This is a genomic window from Undibacterium sp. GW821-FHT07F11, from assembly GCF_059418665.1.
In genome coordinates, this window is the sequence record NZ_JBWKQH010000018.1 from 1 (window position 1) to 20,430 (window position 20,430).

The 20,430-nt window shown below is 51.4% G+C and carries 21 protein-coding genes and 1 pseudogene; 16 read left to right on the plus strand and 6 right to left on the minus strand.

The genetic code is table 11. From position 1 onward, the window contains the following. The 4 genes and pseudogenes from AC07OI_RS29300 to rpsL form a co-directional block, all read right to left on the minus strand. Positions 1–74, minus strand: a pseudogene (locus AC07OI_RS29300) (GTP-binding protein); the annotation flags it as partial. Between the two features lie 78 nt (positions 75–152). Then, positions 153–2,258, minus strand: a complete 2,106-nt coding sequence (gene fusA, locus AC07OI_RS29305; RefSeq protein ID WP_492705322.1) for an elongation factor G — start codon at positions 2,256–2,258, stop codon at positions 153–155. 128 nt (positions 2,259–2,386) lie between these two features. Beyond that, complete coding sequence (rpsG, locus tag AC07OI_RS29310; protein WP_186957171.1) at positions 2,387–2,857, minus strand: 30S ribosomal protein S7; 471 nt, start codon at positions 2,855–2,857, stop codon at positions 2,387–2,389. Positions 2,858–3,002: 145 nt separating this feature from the next. After that, positions 3,003–3,386 (minus strand): 30S ribosomal protein S12, encoded by a 384-nt coding sequence (gene rpsL, locus AC07OI_RS29315; RefSeq protein WP_110258019.1) that lies wholly within the window; start codon positions 3,384–3,386, stop codon positions 3,003–3,005. A 541-nt stretch (positions 3,387–3,927) separates the two neighbouring features. Between rpsL and AC07OI_RS29320 the strand changes: the two genes are divergently transcribed. The 10 genes from AC07OI_RS29320 to AC07OI_RS29365 all read left to right on the plus strand — a co-directional run bounded on the left by AC07OI_RS29320 (position 3,928) and on the right by AC07OI_RS29365 (position 13,991). Continuing rightward, positions 3,928–5,877, plus strand: coding sequence for a phosphoethanolamine transferase (locus tag AC07OI_RS29320; RefSeq protein ID WP_495259602.1), 1,950 nt, complete (start codon positions 3,928–3,930; stop codon positions 5,875–5,877). Between the two features lie 85 nt (positions 5,878–5,962). Beyond that, on the plus strand, positions 5,963–7,087 hold the full coding sequence (locus AC07OI_RS29325) for an MlaE family ABC transporter permease (protein ID WP_495259603.1): 1,125 nt from the start codon (positions 5,963–5,965) through the stop codon (positions 7,085–7,087). Beyond that, positions 7,087–7,878, plus strand: coding sequence for an ABC transporter ATP-binding protein (locus AC07OI_RS29330; protein WP_495259604.1), 792 nt, complete (start codon positions 7,087–7,089; stop codon positions 7,876–7,878). Before AC07OI_RS29325 ends, AC07OI_RS29330 begins: the two co-directional genes overlap by 1 nt. A gap of 3 nt (positions 7,879–7,881) precedes the next feature. After that, positions 7,882–8,823, plus strand: coding sequence for an MlaD family protein (locus tag AC07OI_RS29335; RefSeq protein WP_492705314.1), 942 nt, complete (start codon positions 7,882–7,884; stop codon positions 8,821–8,823). Between the two features lie 10 nt (positions 8,824–8,833). Then, on the plus strand, positions 8,834–9,469 hold the full coding sequence (locus AC07OI_RS29340; RefSeq protein WP_495259605.1) for an ABC-type transport auxiliary lipoprotein family protein: 636 nt from the start codon (positions 8,834–8,836) through the stop codon (positions 9,467–9,469). A gap of 36 nt (positions 9,470–9,505) precedes the next feature. Next, positions 9,506–10,693, plus strand: a complete 1,188-nt coding sequence (locus AC07OI_RS29345; protein WP_495259606.1) for a VanZ family protein — start codon at positions 9,506–9,508, stop codon at positions 10,691–10,693. Between the two features lie 87 nt (positions 10,694–10,780). Continuing rightward, entirely contained in the window at positions 10,781–11,098 is a 318-nt protein-coding gene (locus tag AC07OI_RS29350) for a (2Fe-2S) ferredoxin domain-containing protein (protein WP_492705309.1), read from the plus strand. 5 nt (positions 11,099–11,103) lie between these two features. Beyond that, positions 11,104–11,742: an alpha/beta hydrolase gene (locus AC07OI_RS29355; RefSeq protein ID WP_495259607.1), complete on the plus strand. Its 639-nt coding sequence runs from the start codon at positions 11,104–11,106 to the stop codon at positions 11,740–11,742. Positions 11,743–11,840: 98 nt separating this feature from the next. Beyond that, positions 11,841–12,989: a D-alanyl-D-alanine carboxypeptidase family protein gene (locus AC07OI_RS29360; RefSeq protein ID WP_495259608.1), complete on the plus strand. Its 1,149-nt coding sequence runs from the start codon at positions 11,841–11,843 to the stop codon at positions 12,987–12,989. Between the two features lie 153 nt (positions 12,990–13,142). Beyond that, positions 13,143–13,991, plus strand: coding sequence for a D-amino acid aminotransferase (locus tag AC07OI_RS29365; protein ID WP_495259609.1), 849 nt, complete (start codon positions 13,143–13,145; stop codon positions 13,989–13,991). A gap of 154 nt (positions 13,992–14,145) precedes the next feature. On the opposite strand, the gene AC07OI_RS29370 is transcribed toward AC07OI_RS29365, so the two are convergent. Further along, positions 14,146–14,814, minus strand: a complete 669-nt coding sequence (locus AC07OI_RS29370) for an NADPH-dependent F420 reductase (protein WP_495259610.1) — start codon at positions 14,812–14,814, stop codon at positions 14,146–14,148. Between the two features lie 101 nt (positions 14,815–14,915). On the opposite strand from AC07OI_RS29370, the gene AC07OI_RS29375 reads away from it, so the two are divergent. Then, on the plus strand, positions 14,916–15,875 hold the full coding sequence (locus AC07OI_RS29375) for a LysR family transcriptional regulator (RefSeq protein WP_495259611.1): 960 nt from the start codon (positions 14,916–14,918) through the stop codon (positions 15,873–15,875). A gap of 105 nt (positions 15,876–15,980) precedes the next feature. Next, positions 15,981–16,262, plus strand: coding sequence for an HP0495 family protein (locus AC07OI_RS29380; RefSeq protein WP_422977197.1), 282 nt, complete (start codon positions 15,981–15,983; stop codon positions 16,260–16,262). 41 nt (positions 16,263–16,303) lie between these two features. On the opposite strand, the gene gcvA is transcribed toward AC07OI_RS29380, so the two are convergent. Continuing rightward, the gene (gene gcvA, locus AC07OI_RS29385; protein ID WP_495259612.1) at positions 16,304–17,221 is read right to left on the minus strand and encodes a transcriptional regulator GcvA; all 918 of its coding nucleotides are present in this window, start codon (positions 17,219–17,221) and stop codon (positions 16,304–16,306) included. A gap of 215 nt (positions 17,222–17,436) precedes the next feature. On the opposite strand from gcvA, the gene AC07OI_RS29390 reads away from it, so the two are divergent. The 4 genes from AC07OI_RS29390 to lipB all read left to right on the plus strand — a co-directional run bounded on the left by AC07OI_RS29390 (position 17,437) and on the right by lipB (position 20,412). Then, the gene (locus AC07OI_RS29390; RefSeq protein ID WP_495259613.1) at positions 17,437–17,757 is read left to right on the plus strand and encodes a DUF2917 domain-containing protein; all 321 of its coding nucleotides are present in this window, start codon (positions 17,437–17,439) and stop codon (positions 17,755–17,757) included. A gap of 2 nt (positions 17,758–17,759) precedes the next feature. Then, on the plus strand, positions 17,760–18,344 hold the full coding sequence (locus AC07OI_RS29395) for a cysteine hydrolase family protein (RefSeq protein WP_495259614.1): 585 nt from the start codon (positions 17,760–17,762) through the stop codon (positions 18,342–18,344). Positions 18,345–18,388: 44 nt separating this feature from the next. Beyond that, on the plus strand, positions 18,389–19,324 hold the full coding sequence (locus tag AC07OI_RS29400) for a PhzF family phenazine biosynthesis protein (RefSeq protein WP_495259615.1): 936 nt from the start codon (positions 18,389–18,391) through the stop codon (positions 19,322–19,324). Positions 19,325–19,746: 422 nt separating this feature from the next. Continuing rightward, positions 19,747–20,412: a lipoyl(octanoyl) transferase LipB gene (gene lipB, locus AC07OI_RS29405; protein WP_495259616.1), complete on the plus strand. Its 666-nt coding sequence runs from the start codon at positions 19,747–19,749 to the stop codon at positions 20,410–20,412. The last annotated feature ends 18 nt before the right edge of the window (positions 20,413–20,430 follow it).

Genomic DNA, 20,430 nt, shown 5'->3' on the forward strand with positions numbered 1-20,430 from the left:
TTACCGTGATCAACGTGGCCAATTGTACCGACGTTGACGTGCGGCTTGGTGCGCTCGAACTTACCTTTTGCCATTTTATTCTTCCTTCAAAAAGAACGATTTATCAACAATAGAAAACCTACCCCGGCATGGGGCAGGCCTTTGATTCTTTATTACTTAGCTTTGGATGTGACGATAGCGTCAATCACGTTCTTAGGTGCTTCAGAGTAGTGCTTGAATTCCATGGAATACGTTGCACGACCTTGTGTAGCAGAACGCAGGGATGTGGAATAACCAAACATCTCAGACAAAGGCACTTCAGCTTTGATGATCTTGCCACCGCCGCCAGCGATTTCGTCCATACCTTGAACCATACCACGACGTGAAGACAGATCACCCATGACTGTACCAGCGTAGTCTTCAGGTGTTTCTACTTCAACAGCCATCATTGGCTCCAGGATAACTGGGCTTGCTTTACGGCAGCCATCTTTGAACGCCATCGAACCCGCCATACGGAAGGCGTTTTCGTTGGAGTCAACGTCATGGTAGGAACCGAAGAACAATGTAACTTTAACGTCAACCACTGGGTAGCCAGCCAATACACCGGAAGTCAGTGTTTCGCGAACACCTTTTTCAACTGCAGGGATGTATTCGCGTGGAACTGTACCGCCTTTGATCGCGTCAACGAATTCAAAGCCTTTACCTGGTTCTTGCGGTTCGATCTTCAGAACAACGTGACCGTACTGACCACGACCACCAGATTGCTTAACGAATTTACCTTCGATTTCTTCGCAAGTTTTGCGAATAGTTTCGCGGTAAGCAACTTGTGGCTTACCTACTGTCGCTTCAACGTTGAATTCACGCTTCATACGGTCAACGATAATATCCAGATGCAACTCGCCCATACCGGCGATAATTGTTTGACCAGATTCTTCGTCAGTACGTACGCGGAAAGATGGATCTTCAGCGGCCAGACGGTTCAATGCCAGACCCATTTTTTCCTGGTCAGCTTTGGTTTTTGGTTCAACAGCCTGAGAAATAACTGGCTCTGGGAATATCATGCGTTCCAGAACAACGATTGCTTTTTCGTCACACAGCGTATCACCAGTCGTTGTGTCTTTCAGACCAACCACGGCAGCGATATCACCCGCCATCATTTCTTTGATTTCTTCACGTTGGTTCGCGTGCATTTGAACCAGACGGCCGATACGTTCTTTTTTCTCTTTAACAGAGTTGTAAACGCTGTCACCAGAATTCAAAGTACCGGAGTAGCAACGGATAAAGCACAATTGACCAACGAATGGATCAGTTGCGATTTTGAATGCCAGAGCAGAGAATTTCTCTGTATCTTCCGCTTTACGGACAACTGGTTCGTCATCTTCATTCACACCAGGAACTGGTGGGATGTCCAGTGGGGATGGCAGGTATTCAACAACCGCATCCAGCATCGCCTGTACGCCCTTGTTCTTAAATGCAGTACCGCACATCATAGGAACGATTTCGGAAGCGATAGTACGTTGACGCAAAGCAGATTTGATTTCGGCTTCAGTCAAATCACCTTCTTCAAGGTATTTGTTCATCAGCTCTTCACTGGCTTCAGCAGCTGCTTCAACCATGTTTTCACGCCACTTTTGTGCGTCAGCCAACAGGTTTTCAGGGATTTCGCGGTATTCAAATTTCATACCTTGAGATGCTGCATCCCAAATGATTGCTTTCATCTTGACCAGATCGATAACGCCTTCGAACAGGTCTTCAGCACCGATAGGTACTTGCAGAGGAACTGGGTTGGCTTTCAAACGTGCACGCATTTGATCGTACACTTTGAAGAAGTTCGCGCCAGTACGGTCCATCTTGTTGACGAATGCCAAACGTGGGACTTTGTACTTGTTAGCCTGACGCCATACGGTTTCAGACTGAGGCTGAACGCCACCTACTGCACAGTAAACCATGCAAGCGCCATCCAGAACACGCATGGAACGCTCAACTTCAATAGTGAAGTCAACGTGGCCTGGTGTATCAATGATGTTGATGTGATGCTCAGGGAAGTTGTTCGCCATGCCCTTCCAGAAGCATGTGGTCGCTGCAGAAGTAATGGTGATACCACGTTCCTGCTCTTGCTCCATCCAGTCCATGGTAGCCGCGCCATCATGCACTTCACCAATTTTGTGGTTTACACCTGTGTAAAACAGTACGCGTTCTGTCGTTGTTGTTTTACCGGCATCAATGTGAGCGGAAATACCGATATTGCGGTAGCGCTCAATGGGGGTCTTACGGGCCATAGCTAATCCTAAATCTTTTAATGGACAAAACCGAGCGCATTTTTTTACAAAAATCGCGCCCGGCCTGATTCAAAATACTTGCCAGAGCCGTTGCACTAAAGACATACAACAGCTCCTTACTCTTACTCTTAGAAGCGGAAGTGAGAGAAGGCCTTGTTGGCTTCAGCCATACGATGGACTTCATCACGTTTCTTCATTGCGCCGCCGCGGCCTTCTGCGGCTTCCAGCAATTCACCACCCAAACGTTGTGGCATGGATTTTTCGCTACGCTTGTTAGCGGCTTCACGCAACCAACGCATAGACAAAGCCAGACGACGAACTGGACGCACTTCTACAGGCACCTGGTAGTTCGCGCCACCAACACGGCGGGATTTAACCTCAACCAGTGGCTTGGCGTTGCTGATTGCCAGCGCAAACACTTCCAAAGGATCTTTACCAGATTTTTGTTGGATGTGGTCGAATGCGCCGTAGATGATGCCTTCAGCAACAGACTTCTTGCCGGACAACATCAAAACGTTTACAAATTTTGCTACTTCTACATTACCGAATTTTGGATCCGGCAGTACGTCCCGTTTCGGGACCTCACGACGACGTGGCATTTCAATTCCTTTCAATCTTCAGTTGAGCACAAAGCAACATTTTGCTTTACGCTCGCGACAGGCCATCATAACCGGTCACTTACTCGGCTTATTTCCAAACCGACACTGATCCGTAATAGATTACGGAGATTAAATTACGAGATAATTACTTCTTAACTGCCTTAGCACGCTTAGCACCATATTTGGAGCGAGCTTGCTTACGGTCTTTAACGCCTTGAGTATCCAAAGCACCGCGAACCATATGGTAACGAACACCTGGCAAATCCTTTACACGACCACCGCGCAGCAAAACTACGCTATGTTCTTGCAAATTATGGCCTTCACCGCCAATGTACGAAATAACTTCGAAACCATTAGTCAGGCGAACTTTGGCAACTTTACGCAAAGCCGAGTTAGGCTTTTTTGGAGTTGTCGTATAAACGCGGGTGCAAACGCCACGTTTTTGCGGGCTGTTTTCCAGCGCCGGCGATTTGCTTTTCACACGTGCAGAAACACGTGGTTGGCGAATCAGTTGATTGATGGTTGGCATCGTTTTTAATCCAACAAAATACAACGTTAAACACAAACCCGGAAACGGTTGCCCGGGAACTTAAAATCATTTTTCGGCCTGAATCTTCAGACCAACCCGACTTAGCCACCTGCTTTTGCCTGCTTTTTAAGCATTGCCTGCCTGATAAAACCGGGCAAAACAAGAATAGCAAATGCAAACCCAAAATCGAGAACTCGCAATTTTATGCCGCTTCACACAAGCATGTCAACGCTTTTTATTTCTACAATTCAAGCGCTTAGCGCAATTTGCGTACATGCAAACAGCCTTTCAGAGTAGAAAATTTCGGCAAGAAATCAAGGTTTACCGGTCTTCACGGGATACAAGAGGATTTGCCGGGCATGACTGAAAAGCAAAATATGCTTAAATCCTGCATTCGCACGGCATATATGCAGTCAATACAAAGTAAATCATTTACTATTTACGCCCTTAAACTGTTGCTTCCGGCAAGATCAGGGCCTCGTCATTGATACCCGCACTTGTACGGCGCAGCCGCCCACCCTGTTGCAAGTATAAAAACACAATGCCCGCTCTGTTTCGCCCAGCCTCGCTATATCTTCTTGTCAGTTACCTGCTGATTTCGAGTTTGCCATTTTTCCCATTGCTGCAAGGGCAGCCTGTGGAAAAGGCTTATCATTTGCTGGCGATGGAACTGGTGTCCTGGCTGGGTTTCTGGGCCTTGCTGCAAAAACCGCGCTGGTTTCACTACCTGTTGCTGCCAGCATTCTTTGCCGTGCCCATAGAAGTTTACCTGCGCTTATATTTTGGACAAGGTATCTCCACCCATCATCTGGGCATCATTGTGGAAACCAGCCCCAAGGAGGCGATGGAGTTCCTGGGCAATAAAGTCTGGTTACTATTATTACTGGTGATTGCAGTAACAGCCTGGTGGTGGAGCCTGTTGCGCGTCGCAAAAACCCATGCACACTGGGACTGGACACACCGTTCGCGCTGGGTAGTGCTGCTTCTCATCGCCTTGAGTATTGCCACCTGGACTTACGGTGAACAGATAGGCGTTGCCAAAGCCCCTCCCTCCGCCAGCACCAGCAAGCTCAGTGGCAGTGCTGCCTCAGATTCTACTTCAAGCGCAGATTCTTCCTCAAGCGATGACGAGGAAAAAGATGAAGACAAGGAGGAAGAAAGTGCTTCAGCGTCCGCGTCAACCTCCGTCGCAGAGGCAAGCTCTGCCAGCGCCTCTGCAGGTACCCTCACGCGCTGGCGCAGCAGCCTGAAAAAAAATCTGTCTCCTTTGCCGCACTGGGCCAAAATCCCGTATGACGAAGAGACTTATATACGTAGCTGGCCATTTGGCCTGGTCTTGCGTGCCAATGATTTTTGGGTAGAACGCGACTACCTGGCCAAATTATCAGAAAAGAGTCGCACCTTCCGCTTCCAGGCGCATCTGGATGGCAACCCGGCAACACCGCAAACCATCATCATGGTGATAGGCGAGTCTTCGCGCTTTGACCGCTGGAGCCTGAATGGCTACGAGCGTGATACCAATCCCCTGCTCAAGAAAGAAAGCAATCTGGTCGCATTCAGCGATGTGGTGACTGCCGTTTCGGCCACTCGCTTGTCGGTGCCCATCATCGTGTCGCGCAAACCGGCAGCACAAAGCCTGAAGGCCGGTTTTTCTGAAAAGTCATTTTTGACAGCTTTCAAGGAAGCAGGCTTCAAGACTTACTGGCTATCGAATCAAATGAGCTTTGGGCAGTTTGATACGCCGACTTCCGTTTTCGCCAAAGAAGCGGATGTCACCCAATTCTTGAATCTGGGCGGCTTCACCAATAGTTCAAATCTTGACCAGGTCTTGCTGGAACCGATGGCGAATGCCATGCGTGATGCTGCCCCCAAGAAATTGATAGTGCTACACACTCTCGGCAATCACTGGAATTACAGCCACCGTCATCCACAATCTTTTGATTACTGGAAGCCGTCGCTGTACGGTGTCGTCAATCCTGCCTATACCGATCTGAAGAACAAGCAAGCCCTGAACAATAGTTATGACAATTCCATCCTATATACAGACTGGATGCTGTCAGAGGTAATCCAGCAACTGAAAACCAGTTCGCAAATCACTTCGCTCTTCTATATTTCAGACCATGGACAAACACTTTACGATGGCACTTGCAACCTGGCTTTCCATGGCCACAACACGCAGTATGAGTTCCATGTACCTGCTTTCATGTGGTATTCCGATGCTTACCAGGAACATTTCCCGGACAAGATAGTGCAACTGCGCCTGCACCAGAAAGCCAAACTATCGACAGAAAACGTCTTCCATAGTCTGCTGGACATGGCGAATATCCGCTACCCGGATGAAAAACTGGAATGGAGCATATTCAGCAAGCAATTGAAAACACATACCCGCTATGTAGACAGCTATGGTTGGACCAATTATGACAACTCCACCCTGAAAGGAGATTGCCGTGAAATCATGGACAAAAAGACCCCTTTGGTACAAGAAAAATAGGCCGCAGGTATCAAATTGCTATACCCGGTGAATGTGGAGATGCTTGATTGCAGTAAAAGCACTTTCTCACTTACACTTGCGGAATATGCCTCATGAGATCGCGCCCACCCTGCAATTCAGCCACCAGCAACAGCCCACCGCCATCGTCGCAGGTGCCTGGCTGGTGCATGTTCTGTCACCTCAAGCTACCATGCAGGAAATCAGTGCGCAGCTAAGCCAGGCAACCAGACAGCCTGGGCTGCACTGGGATTTAAGCCAGATCAGTACGCTTGATCATATAGGTGCACAAATGCTGTGGCGCGCCTGGGGCAAACAAAGACCCAAACACGTCACCATCCTGCCTGCCCATGAAGGTCTGTTTGCTCGACTGGAAGAAGTCAGCAAAATCCTGGTACCGCGCCCGGCCAAACCAAGACTGACGCGCACCATGCAACTGGGTGCGCAGGTACTGGGTTTGTTCCAGCACTTATATAGCTTCACTGCCCTGCTTGGCCAGCTTATGCTGGATTTATTCCGCTTTGCCCGCCACCCAATGAAAGCGCCGTGGAAGGAATTGTCGGCCAATGTCTATCACACAGGTGCACAGGCGCTGGGCATCACTGCTCTGGTCGGCATCCTGATAGGTGTGGTGTTGTCTTATCTGTCTGCCCAGCAATTGCGCACCTTTGGTGGTGATCTGTATATAGTCAATATCCTGGGCATGAGTATCATCCGTGAACTTGGCCCCATGTTGGCGGCGATTCTGGTCGCCGGGCGTTCTGGCTCAGCCATCACGGCACAATTGGGTGTCATGCGGGTGACCGAAGAGCTTGATGCCATGCGCGTCATGGGTATACCCCATGGATTTCGCCTGATCATGCCCAAGGTACTGGCGCTGGCGATAGCCATGCCCCTGCTGGTGATCTGGACAGATATCATGGCACTGGCAGGCGGCATGATATCTGCCCAGGCATTGCTGGGCATGTCGCCAGAATTTTTTATCTATAAATTACCGGAAGCCGTACCCCTGATTAACTTCTGGATAGGTCTGTCCAAAGGTGTCACCTTTGGCATTCTGATCGCCCTGATTGCCTGCCACTATGGCTTGCGCATAGAACCCAATACTGAAAGCCTGGGGCGCGGCACCACCAATTCTGTGGTTGTCGCGATTACGGTGGTCATCATTGCCGATGCCATCTATGCCATTATCTTCAGTAAGGCAGGTTACTGATGGCAGATGAAAACATCATAGAAATCCGCGATTTGCGCACCCAGTTTGGCCGTGCCGTCGTGCATGACCAGCTGGAATTGAACGTCAAGCGGGGAGAAATCCTGTCCATCGTCGGCGGCTCAGGTTCAGGCAAAACAGTCCTGATGCGGCAAATGCTGGGACTGGAAACACCAACGCGCGGCAGCATCAGGGTATTTGGCGAAGATTTGCATGATCCGCAGGCGCGGCATCTGGATTATCTGCGCAAGCGTTCTGGTATGCTGTTCCAGCATGGTGCCCTGTATTCTGCCCTGAGCGTATTCGACAATGTTGCCCAGCCCATGCGCGAACTGGGCACACTGCCGGAAGACCTGATCAATGACCTGGTTTACCTGAAGCTGCACATGGTGGACATTGCCTTTGAGCATGCGCGCAAGATGCCTGCCGATCTGTCAGGCGGCATGATCAAGCGTATTGCCCTGGCGCGCGCACTGGCTCTGGACCCTGAATTATTGTTCCTGGATGAACCAACCGCGGGGCTGGACCCGGATCGCTCTGACAGTTTTGTTGAACTGATACTATCGCTGCACCAGCAATTGCGCCTGACCGTGATTATGGTGACGCATGATCTGGACAGTCTGTTTGCCCTCTCCAACCGTATTGCGGTACTGGCAGAAAAACATGTAGTCACTATAGGAACACCCAGAGAAGTCGTGGCTTACCAGCATCCATTTATCCGCAGTTTTTTCCTAGGCGGGCGCGGTGAGCGCGCCATGGAAGCACTGCCACCCCAAACGCATCAGGAAATATAAGCTATGGAAAACAGATCTCATGCGCTCATGGCGGGTTTCTTCACCATTGCCCTGCTGACACTGACCACCGTACTGGCCATCTGGCTGGGACGCGACAAGATCAAGCGCGTGCCGTATGACGTGGTGACCTCGTCGGCAGTCTCTGGCCTGAATTTGCAGGCGGCGGTACGCTACAAAGGTATCAAGGTGGGTAATGTCACGGACATCGACTTTGATGAAAAAAATCCAGGGCAAATCATCCTGCGTCTGGAAATCATACCCGATGCACCAGTCACCAGTTCTACCTATGCCACTCTGGGTTATCAGGGTGTGACTGGTATCGCCTTTGTACAACTTGATGATGAGGGCACGTCCAAGCAATTATTGGTGGCCGACAGTAAATCGGAAGTGGTGCCGCGCATACCCATGCGCCCCGGCATGATGCAAAATCTGGAAAAACGCGGCCAGGCCATCCTGGTACAGACTGAAGAATTAACACGTCGACTCAACACCATGCTGGACCCGGCCAACCAGAAATCGCTGATGACCGCAGTAGAGAATTTTGGCCAGGCTTCTGCAGCCTGGAAGGCACTCCCGGCAAAATTTGAACCCACTCTGGCGCGCCTGCCAGAGTTGGCAGACCAGGCCAAGATGACGATGGTTGAAATACGTACCCTGTCTGGCAATGTCAGCAAACTCAGCAATAACCTGAATCAGTTGACCAGCAGTCTGCAAGCCGAAGATGGTCCACTGGCAAGATTTAATCTGGTGATGGACAATGTCGGTAATAGCCTGACCTTGGATACCTTGCCCAAGGTACAAAGTGTGGCAGGTGAAGCCAGGGCCAGTCTGCGTTCTTTTGGCCGCCTGTCTGATTCACTCAAGGAAAGGCCGCAAAGCCTTTTGTTTGGTAACCCCGTCCCTGCACCTGGTCCGGGTGAGCCTGGCTTTGTCGCTCCCAAGTAAAGGAATCCGCATGATCTATCCTGCATTTTTTCGCCGCCTTAGCAATATGAGAAACACGGGCACGACAGTATTTTTACTGATGCTATTGTCAGCTTGCAGCAGCACTCCGGTTGCACAACAGTCGCAGCAATATGATTTTGGGCCATTGACCACAACGGCATCAATACCGCCAAATCAGGGCAAGCTGCAAATCAGCATAGCAGAGCTCACAGTTCCTCCGGCACTGGACAGCAATGCCATGTTATACAGACTGCAATATGATAATGTGCAACAGCTCAAGGCTTATTCCCTGCATCGCTGGAGCATGCCACCAGCACAATTACTGGCACAAAGACTGAAAGCCGTTCTGGTGTCTCAAGGTGCGGATGTATTGGCAAATACCGATGGCGCAGCAAACCTGCCTATTTTGCGCCTGGAAGTCGATGAGTTTTCACAAATCTTCACTGCCGCCAATCAAAGCAATGCGCAAATCAGCCTGCGGGCCTCGGTTATCAAGGGTCATAAACTGATTGCCCAAAAAAGCTTCCAGCAAAAAGTCGCCGCAAACACAGCCGACGCGCCTGGTGGTGCAAGAGCCATGCGTGAAGCTGCCGATGCCAGCATTGCTGAAATACAGGCCTGGATCATGTCATTGCCAATGAAATAAAGCTGTCTTATCAAGTCGATACCTGAAGCCGACCGCATGCAGCCAGATCCCAGTACAGTATCCGCAAACGCACAGCCTGGTGAGCCACTAAATGAGCAGCTAAGTGAGCAACCCGGTCCGCAACTAAGCAGCCTGCGCAGCTCCCCCTTTGCCAGGGTGAGTCTGGTCGCTTATCTGTTTTTGATCCTGTATGCGAGCTGGTTCCCGTTTACTGGCTGGCAGACAAATAGCTGGGCAGCCTTGCCAGAACTCATACAGCAATGGCCGCGTTACTGGGGTGGCTTTGATGCCATCATCAATGTGGTCGGTTACATACCCTTTGGCATGCTGATGGTGTTTGCACTCTACCCACTGGTCAGGCGCTGGTGGGCAGCATTGCTGGCAACATTCGGCGGCGCACTGATATCGGCACAGGCCGAGATCGTGCAAAACTTCCTGCCCAGCCGCGTTACTTCACTACTGGACTTTTTGACCAATACCTCAGGTGCCATGCTGGGTGCAATACTGGGCGCCCTGCTGACTCCGCTGATACTGGAAAAAGGCCGTCTCCAATTATTGCGCAAGCAATGGACACATAAAGAATCCAGCCGTGAAATCCTGGTACTGGGTCTGTGGGCGATGGCGCAAATATATCCACAAGCCTATCTGTTTGGCCTGGGCCAGGTCTTGCCTGTGATTTCGCAAACCCTGAGCGAAATGATGAACATGGATATTGATATCAGCGCCTTCCTGATGCAAGGTTTCGAGCTCAGCGCCGAAGAATACCTGTTGTCAGAAACCATTATCACTGCCTGCAGTTGTACTGGTGCCCTGTTGATTTGCCTGAGTTTGCTGAACCGGCATGCTCCCAAAACCATCTTGTCAGTCTTGTTGCTGGGTGCAGCGCTGACGATCAAGGCACTGGCCAGCGCCCTGCTGTTCAAGCCTGAATATGCCTTTGCCTGGCTGACCCCGGGCGCACGTGGCGGCTTATTGATCAGCTTCATCATGCTATATGGTTTTTCCTTTGCACCATCGCACGTACAAAGGCGGCTGGCCTTGCTGATGCTGACAATATCACTGATCGTCATCAACCTGGTCTCGGACAACCCTTACTTCGCCGCCACCATGCAAACCTGGGTACAGGGCAAGTTTTTGAACTTCAACGGGGCGGCGCAATTCCTGTCATTGTTCTGGCCGTTTCTGGCTATCTGGGCGCTATTACGCAAGCCGCGCCCGGTGTAAAAGTCCCCTGACTTCACAATTGCAGTATCATAGCGTGCAACAAGCGCCATCAACCGGTGGCGGTATCAACCGCAGGCTGGATATCTTATGTCTGAAGCACTCTATTTTCAAAAACACGTCTTTTTCTGCCTGAACCAGCGCGAAGACGGTCGCCCTTGCTGTGCTGACCGTGGTGCGCAAGCCGCTCAGGAACATGCCAAACGCCGCATCAAACAACTGGACATGAATGGTCACGGCAAAATCCGCATCAATAAAGCAGGTTGCCTGGACCGTTGTGATGACGGGCCAGTACTGGTGGTTTACCCGCAAGGCACCTGGTACACCTTTGTCGATCAATCCGATATTGATGAAATCATTGATGTTGACCTGATAGGCGGCGGTGTCGTCGAACGTTTGCGGGTCTGATCATCATGAATGCGCAGACTGAACACTTTTCACTCCAGGGCGCGGCTGGCAATTTGCAATGCGCACTGGATTTGCCTGATCCTGAAACACATGCCACCCCTATAGGTCTGGCTTTGGTAGCCCATCCGCATCCGCTGTTTGGCGGCACCATGGACAATAAGGTGGCACAAACCCTGGCGCGCACTTTCACAGCCCTGGGCTATGCGGCAGTACGCATGAATTTTCGCGGTGTCGGTAAATCAGAAGGCACGCACGATGCAGGCATGGGTGAAACCGATGACATGGAATTATTACTGACAGCCATGCGTGCACGCTACCCCGATTTGCCGCTGGCATTGGCCGGTTTTTCCTTTGGCACTTTTGTGCAAGCCCGCCTGCAACAACGCTTGCAGGAGAGTGGCAAACCGGCAGAACGCCTGGCGCTGGTCGGTGCCGCTGCCGGCAAATGGGATATGCCAGCGATACCTGCAAATACCATATTAATCCACGGTGAACTGGATGACACCATACCTTTGAGTGCAGTGCTGGACTGGCTGCGCCCGCAAGATATACCAGTCACCGTGATCCCTGGTGCAGACCACTTCTTCCACCGTCGTCTGCACCATATCAAACAACTCATCATCAGCATGTGGGATAGAACCTGATGATGTCGCCGCCAGATTCAATACAGACACAATGCAGATATTGGCTCTGGCAAGCACTCAATTAATCGTTTTTTGTCACCGTTTTACTAGTTACCACAATGAAAAAATTCCTCGCCTCAATTGCCGTCTCGCTGCTGACCATGACAGCCGCCGTCGCGCAAACCCTGCCTGCGCCTACCATTGCTTCCAAAGCCTGGCTATTGCTGGATGCCACCAGCAACCAGGTCATTGCCGCACAAGAACCAACCATGAGCGTAGAACCAGCATCGCTGACCAAGATCATGACTGCCTACCTGGTGTTTTCTGCCCTCAAGGACAAGAAACTGGACCTGAACCAGAGCATCAATGTCTCTACCCGTGCCTGGAAAGTCGATGGCAGCAGCTCGAAGATGTTTATCGAACCCAATAAGCCGGTCACCATCAATGAGCTGCTGTATGGCCTGATCGTACAATCCGGCAATGATGCCGCGGTTGCCCTGGCAGAAGCCGTGGCCGGTAGCGAAGAAGCTTTCGTCGTGCAAATGAACCGAGAAGCTGAACGCATGGGCCTCAAATCCACGCGCTTTGCCAATTCGCATGGATTGCCCAGCAAGGATAATTATTCGACAGCACAGGACTTATCCAACCTGGCAGCGCGCCTGATCATTGATCATCCTGATTTCTACAAGACGTATTACTCCACCAAGAGCTATACCTATAACAAGATCACCCAGCCCAACCGCAACCGCCTGTTGTTGCTGGACCCTAGTGTGGATGGCATGAAAACCGGCCATACATCGGCCGGTGGCTATAGCCTGGTTTCCTCTGCCAATCGTCCGAATGGCACTGGCCAGCGCCGCCTGATCTCTGTCGTCATCGGTGCTGAAAGTGACTCGGTACGTGCACAGGAAAGCCTGAAATTGCTGAACTGGGGTTATCTGAATTTTGACACCCTGAAGCTGTATGACAAGGGCCAGGCGATTGCCACACCAGAAGTATGGAAAGGCACGCAAGCTCAGGTCAAGATAGGTTTTGACCGTGAACTGTATGTGACTCTGCCCAAAGGCTCTGCCGCCAAACTCAAACCTGCTCTCGAACGCAAAGACCCGCTGGTTGCCCCGGTTGCATTGAACAGCAAGGTTGGCGTGATGAAAGTCATGCTCGATGGCAAGGCCATTGCTGAAGTGCCGGTGATTGCGCTGGAGCAGGTCAATCAGGCCAGCATCTTTGGTCGCGCCTGGGATTCGATACGCCTGATGTTCAAGTAATTAATGCGAGCTGGTTTGCAAGTTGGTTTGTGTGCGGCCTGACTTTCATGCTGCACATAAGCCCTGGCTATGTGCGTATGCCGTATTTGCATAAGCAGCTACCACTTTCCATGTAAGAATAATTCCTTCACCTTTTTTGCGTATAAAGACATCATGAATGAACCCCTGGTCTACCTGAATGGCGAAATGACGCCATTGTCCGAAGCCAAAATCCCGGTGCTGGATCGTGGCTTTATCTTTGGTGACGGCATCTATGAAGTCATCCCTGTCTATCAGCGCAAGATGTTCCGCGCTGACCAGCATCTGGCGCGCCTGTTCCGCAGTCTGGCAGCCATAGGTATCACAAATCCGCACAGCAAGGAAGAATGGCTGGCCCTGATTGCCAAGGTCATGGCGGCGCACGAAGCGGATGATCAGATGGTCTATCTGCAAGTAACCCGTGGCGTTGCCAAACGCGCCCATGCCTTCCCCAAGGACGAGGTCACGCCCACCGTTTTCATCATGACCAACCCCATCGTCCTGCCAACTGCCACAGCACGTGAAAACGGGGTTGCCTGTGTCTCCATGGAAGACAAACGCTGGCTGCGTTGCGAGATCAAATCCATCTCTTTGCTGGGTAATGTACTGGCAGCCCAAAATGCTGCCGAAAACGATGCTGCCGAAAGCATACAATTTCGCGATGGTTTCCTGACCGAAGCATCGGCCTCGAATGTCTGGATAGTCAAGGACGGCGTCCTCATGGGCCCGCCTAAAGACAACCTGATACTCGAAGGCATACGCTATGGTTTGATAGAAGAACTGTGCGCAGCCAACAATATCAAGCTCGAAGCCCGCCGCATTACCCGCGAAGAAGTGTTTGCCGCAGATGAAGTCATGCTGTCATCTGCCACCAAGGAAGTGCTGGCCGTGGTGAAGCTGGATGACGCGGTGATAGGTGATGGCAAACCCGGCGCGGTTTATCACCAGTTGTATGCGGCTTATCAGGCGGCCAAGGTGGCTTAAATATCATGCCGAGAATTTAATTAATTTCGTAGGTTGGGCCGGGCCTCGCTGGGCTACGCTTCATCAGCCCAACACTCGGCTTTTAATAACGTATACGTTTGCCGAGGTTGAGTGTTGGGCTGGTAAACCGTAGCCCAACCTACAATTAAAGCTTCTACGCCTTCGCCTGCCCCAACAAACTAAACCCATGCGTCCAATGCTGACGCTGGAATGCATAACTGATCCACAACATCGCCAGCGGCTCAATCAAACGCGCTGCCGTGATATCACCCATGTCTATCGCGCTACGCCAGCCAAAATCACGCAAGATGGCTGAGACTTCTTGCTTGGCTGCGGCATCATTCCCGGCAATAAACATATCCGGCTGACCATCCGAAAATTTTGGTTGCACCATATGCGTTGTGACGATGGTATTGAAAGCCTTGACCACCCGCGCCTGCGGTAACAGTCTTTGTACCAGTTCACCGGCAGAATCGCTGAAACCTACCGCCAGTTTGGGCGAGCCTGTAGCAAAATCCAGTAGTGGATTGACAGCATCAATGACGGTTTTGCCAGCAAAGTTGTCAGGGCCAGCCAATGCCAGGCTGTCAGATAAACCATCCCATGGCAGAGCCAGGAAAACCAGGTCGGCTGCCCTGGCAGCATCTGCATAACTGCTGGCCTTTGCTGTTGGCACTGCTGCCAGCGCTTCCCTGCTTTTATCACTGTCGGGATTACGGGTACCAAAGATCACTTGATAACCAAGGCCAGCAAAACCCTTTGCGACGGTAACGCCCACCACGCCATTACCCAAAACTGCGACTGTCTTTGTAGCTGCTTGCATTTTGTTTCTCCTGTCTGTGTTGATAGGTGGATTGTGATCTTATTGATTAATGCTGATAAGCCAGCTATTCTTATTTTCACTCACAACTTCAGGTTACGAATATGAAGCTCGATGCCTCTCAACGCATTCCCGCCATGCTGTCCTTCATACAGGCAGCAGACCGTGGCAGCTTTGCAGCCGCCGCCAGGGCATTGCATATTTCAGCAGCAGCTGTGAGCAAAAATGTGGCAGGGCTGGAGCAAACCCTGGGCGTGCGCCTGATGAACCGCAGCACACGCTCATTGCAATTGACCAGCGAAGGCCAGACTTTTTTGGAAAATGCGCGCGCCGCGATTGATGCACTTGATCATGCGGTGGAAAGTGTCAGTCGCCAGCATGCAGAAGTGGTCGGCCCGGTCAGGATATCGACAGGCAATGCCTTTGGTCAGCATTACCTGCTGCCCTTGCTACCCAAATTGCAGCAACGCCATCCCGGCTTGCGACTAGCAATAGATTTTGATGACCACCGCATAGACCTGGTGCGTGACGGTTATGATCTGGCCTTGCGCGGCGGCATGATAGAAGATTCGAGCATCATTTCGCGCGCAGTCTGCCCTCTGTACACCATACTGGCGGCGGCTCCCTCTTACCTGGAGCAATATGGTGTGCCGCAACAGATCAGTGATCTTGACCATCACAAGCAAATCGCCGTGCGTTTTTTGAATGGCAAAATGACGACCTGGAACCTGAAGCTCAGGCAGGGCGAGATAAACCGCCCCTACCCGCGCGAGCCTGACCTGACGGTATCAGCCCCTGAATCTGCAGTGCAGGCGGCCATCATGGGCTTGGGTATTGCCCAGTTGGCCGTCCACCATTCATGGCGTTATTTGCGCGACAACAAGCTCAAGATCGTGCTGGGCACTTTTCATGAAGCAGGCAACAGGCAGATGGTATTGCAATATCCACACCGCGCCCTGATCGCGCCCCGCGTCAAGGCGACCGTGGATTTTTTGCTGGAAGAGCTGGCACAGACCGAGTCTTTGCATGTGCCTTTGGCATCACTTACAGCCTTTCATGCCTGAAGCAATAGCTGGCATGTTGACATGGGGGCAGTGAGCGATGCTATTGGAATTTAATAGCAAGACCCCATATACTGACATTAAGTTATTTTAAGATTTGGAAACATTATGGAAATGAGACCCATCCCCCCCGAAGAAAGTCTGATTGAATATCCTAGTGAGTTTCCCATCAAGGTCATGGGACCTATGCATGACGAGTTCACCCAGACCATGGTGGAAGTCGTGACTTCGTTTGACCCGACCTTTCATGCAGGCAAGGTAGAGATGCGCCCATCCAGCAAAGGTGCCTACATCTCGGTGACCGTGACGGTATTGGCCACCAGCCGCGAACAACTGGATAATCTGTACCGTGCGCTGTCGTCCCACCCTATGGTGAAATTCGTACTGTAAGCAATCTTGCCTGACTGGTCATGACCAGTCAGGCAAAACCCTCAGGTCAGTGCCCCTGACATGTCCATTTGCTTTTTCTCTTCGGCGACTTCTGCCAGCAACCATTCCCTGAAAGCCTTGACCTGTGGTTTGGCCAGTGCCTCTGGCGGGTACACCAGGTAATAAGCAACTTCACAAGGGATATCGACATTAAACAGGCGCTGCAGCAAACCCGCCTTGATATCCGGTTGCACTATGATATGCCTGCCCAGGGCAATACCCTGGCCATCTACCGCAGCACGCGTCAGCATTGATGAATCCTGGAATACCAGGCCACCGGTTGGCTCTGCATTATCCAGGCCTGCTGCACGAAACCAGGGTTCCCAGGGTTCACCATCACAGCGCAATAATTGCATGCTGGCCAGCTCTGCCGGTGTCTGTGGCAACTGCCCGCCATGATAATGCGGGCTGGCAACAGGGTAATAATAATCTCCCATTAATAATTCACTAATCATGCCGGGATAATTGCCCAGGCCAAAGCGTATACCCACATCGATAGATTCCATATTGTAATCAGCCAGGTGATTACTCGACTGCAGGCTGACTTCCAGATCGGGATGATGTTCGATAAACCGCCCCAGGCGCGGCGATAACCAGCGCGCTGCAAACGATGGCAACGAAGTAATGCCCAGGCGCTTTTGCTTATTGCGTTTTTTTAACAAATCAGCGGCATCACCCAGTTCCATCAGGGCTTTTCTGATGGTGGCAGCAAACTGCTCGCCATCAGCCGTGATGCTGATACGTTTGCCATGACGGATGAACAGTGGCACGCCTAGCTCCTCCTCCAGCGCCCTTACCTGATGACTGATCGCACCATGGGTCAAATGAATTTCCTGCGCCGCCTTGGAAAAATTCTGATGGCGCGCCGCTGCCTCAAAGGCACGCAGGGCAGCTAAATTGGGGAGTCGTCGAAAATCCATATTATATAAACTGAGTGTCAGCCGCGTGTGAATTTGTTATAAGCTTATTACGATCTTATTGTGAATTATTTTAGCAAGTCATTCAAAAATTACTCGTTTTATTTTCTTGTGAGGCAAGACTACAATGCTTCTATCGCAGTGCAACAAAGTGTTTTTCACTCTCTATTCAGTAGATAGCATTGCCACTTTAGCAGTAAAAAACCAGGAGTAAGGAAATGACAAATAATTTCGCAAACCCATCATACATGATCGCCGCCGGTGGCACATTGTCTGGCACAGCCGAACACGCCCGCAAAATTGAAGTGGCATGTGGCCGCGTGTGGTTGACAGTAGCAGGCCAGACTGATGATTACTGGCTCAGTACTGGCGAATCCATGGTCATACCAGCCAACCAATTCGTCGTGATCGAAGCTGAGAATAAAGCCAGCGTCATTGAATTGTCAGCCGTATCAAGCGTCATCAATGTCAAATCGACCATGGTGAGCACCAGCTATCTGCAAAAACTGACACGCAAATTGAGCCAGGCGTTTGCTTAATTATGCAGAACAGAAGCACCGGGGCGAATATGGCACAGACTGCACTGATCTTGATTGACGTACAACAAGGCTTTGATCATCCCAAGTGGGGACAGCGAAATAATCCGGCGGCCGAGCAATATATGGCCGCCCTGCTGCAACACTGGCGTGAGCAAGACCAGCCTGTGATCCATGTACGCCATCAGTCGCAAGAACCAGATTCGCCCTTGCGTGCCGGGCAAGAAGGCTATGAATTCAAGCCACTGGCACACCCTCTGCCAGGCGAAACCATCTTCACAAAAAAAGTGAACAGTGCCTTTATCGGCACTGAGCTCGAAGCATGGCTGCAAGTCAAGGGCATCAAGCAACTCGTCATCGCTGGCTTGACCACGGACCATTGTGTATCAACTACCACCCGCATGGCGGGTAATCTGGGTTTTAGCGTAGAACTGGTAGCCGATGCCTGCGCTACCTTTGACCGTCCCGGCGTCAATGGTGAATTGATACCGGCAGAAGAGATCCACCGCGTCCACCTGGCCAGCCTGCACAATGAATTTTGCGTGGTCAAGAATACAGCCGACATCATTGCATCACACACTAAGGGATAAGCCTTAAAAATCCGGCTGGCATATCCATGACTTAGCCACCTATAATGTCCATTCCGACAAGCATAGGAATGGACATGGGCAAGCCGATAGAAGTACATATCGTTCACGCATTTACCCAGCAAAATGAAGGTGGTAACCCGGCTGGAGTAGTACTAAATGCCGATAGCTACACGACAGAACAAAAACTGCAGATCGCCCGCGCCGTAGGTTTATCAGAAACCGCCTTTGTTTCCAGCTCAGACTGCGCCACCTACAAGCTGGAATTTTTCACCCCAAACCGCCAGATTGCCCATTGTGGCCATGCCACGGTTGCTACGTTTTCACTCTTGCGCGAACTGGGCAAAGTCAGCGAAGGCCTGTGCAGCAAGCAAACCATAGACGGCAACCGCGACATCCTCATCAAGGGTGAGCTGGCCTTCATGCAACAAAGCACGCCACGCTATCAAGTCATTTCTGCCGACGATAGCAACTGCGCTGACGACGCCAGCCTTTATACCCGCATATTGCAAAGCATGGGGCTGACCGAACATGACCTGCTGCGTGACCGTCTTCCCACCATCGTCAATACCGGTAATGCCTTCCTCGCGATCCCCATCATAGGCCGCGAATGCCTGGCAAATATCCAGCCCGACCATGAAGAAATCGGCAACATCAGCGAAGAGCTGGACCTCGTCGGCTTCTATCCCTTCACCCTTGATGTGCAAGACAGCAGCCACGCCGCCAGTACCCGCATGTTCGCCCCACGCTACGGCATAGGTGAAGAAGCCGCAACCGGCACCGCCGCCGGCCCTCTGGCCTGCCTGCTCTACACCCAATACAACATCCCCGGCCCGACCTTGCAGATAGAACAAGGCGTACTCATGGAACCGGCCTCCCCCAGCCTGATCAAGGTTGAGCTGGATATACAAGAAGGGCAGATACCCAGCCTCATGGTGGGAGGGAGAGCCAGGGTGGAAAAGACCATGGCGGTCAGGATTTGATCGGCGAGGTTATATCGTAGGTTGGGCCCGGCCCACACACCGCTCGCTCACTGCTATAAAAACAAGCAACCTCAAATTCGTCGCTCCTGCGCAGGCAGGAGACCACCGGGCTGGCGCTCCAGTGGCGTTTGTTAATAACGAACAAACTATTATTAACTGCATAAAAAAACTTCCTCTAACCAACATAAACTTATCACTTATCCATCTAGTGCCCTAAGTTATTAGTTCCTTGAAAAATAAATCAGGCGAAGTCGGTGTGAGACAAGGAACAAAGCACAGCAAGGCTGGTGCCTTGCGCGCATTTGTGACGCAGTATCGCATCGATTCTCGTCAGATTTATTCAAGGAACTAATAACTTAGGGCACTAATAGCATTTACACAAGCAAAGACCTCACTCCAACAAAATGTTACACTAGCAGTCTATGCAAGCTGCCATCGCCCCCAACGTCACACCCCGCATCATCCATCGCGGCATTGAGCCCTATCAGCTCACTTTCGACGCCATGCGCGCGTTTACTGATGCCCGTGATGAGCATACGCAAAATGAATTCTGGATTGTTGAACACCCGCCCGTCTATACCCTGGGCCTGGGCGCTGACCAGTCACATGTGCTGGCCGCCCATGAGATCCCGGTGGTGCAGACCGACCGTGGCGGTGAAGTCACCTACCACGGCCCCGGTCAGGTTGTGATCTACCTGTTAATAGACTTGCGCCGCAGCCATCCCAAGGCAAGATTATTCGCCCGCGAATTCGTCAACAAGATAGAACAGGCAGTCATCAACACCCTGGCAGCGTATAATCTCGCTGGTGAACGCAAGGAAGGCGCGCCCGGCATCTATGTCAGCGACGGTCAGTGGCAAGGCGCCAAAGTCGCCGCCCTGGGCTTGAAAGTGCGCGGTAATGGCTGCACCTATCATGGCGTATCACTGAATGTAGATATGGATTTGACACCGTTTTCCTGGATTAACCCCTGTGGCTATGCTGGCCTTGCCACGGTGGACATGAAAACCCTGGGCGTGATTGTGCCGCTAAACCAAGTCCAGAATGCACTCGCACAGAATTTGCAAGATCTTTTGACTGCCCCCTGATTTTTCGACATCGCTTCA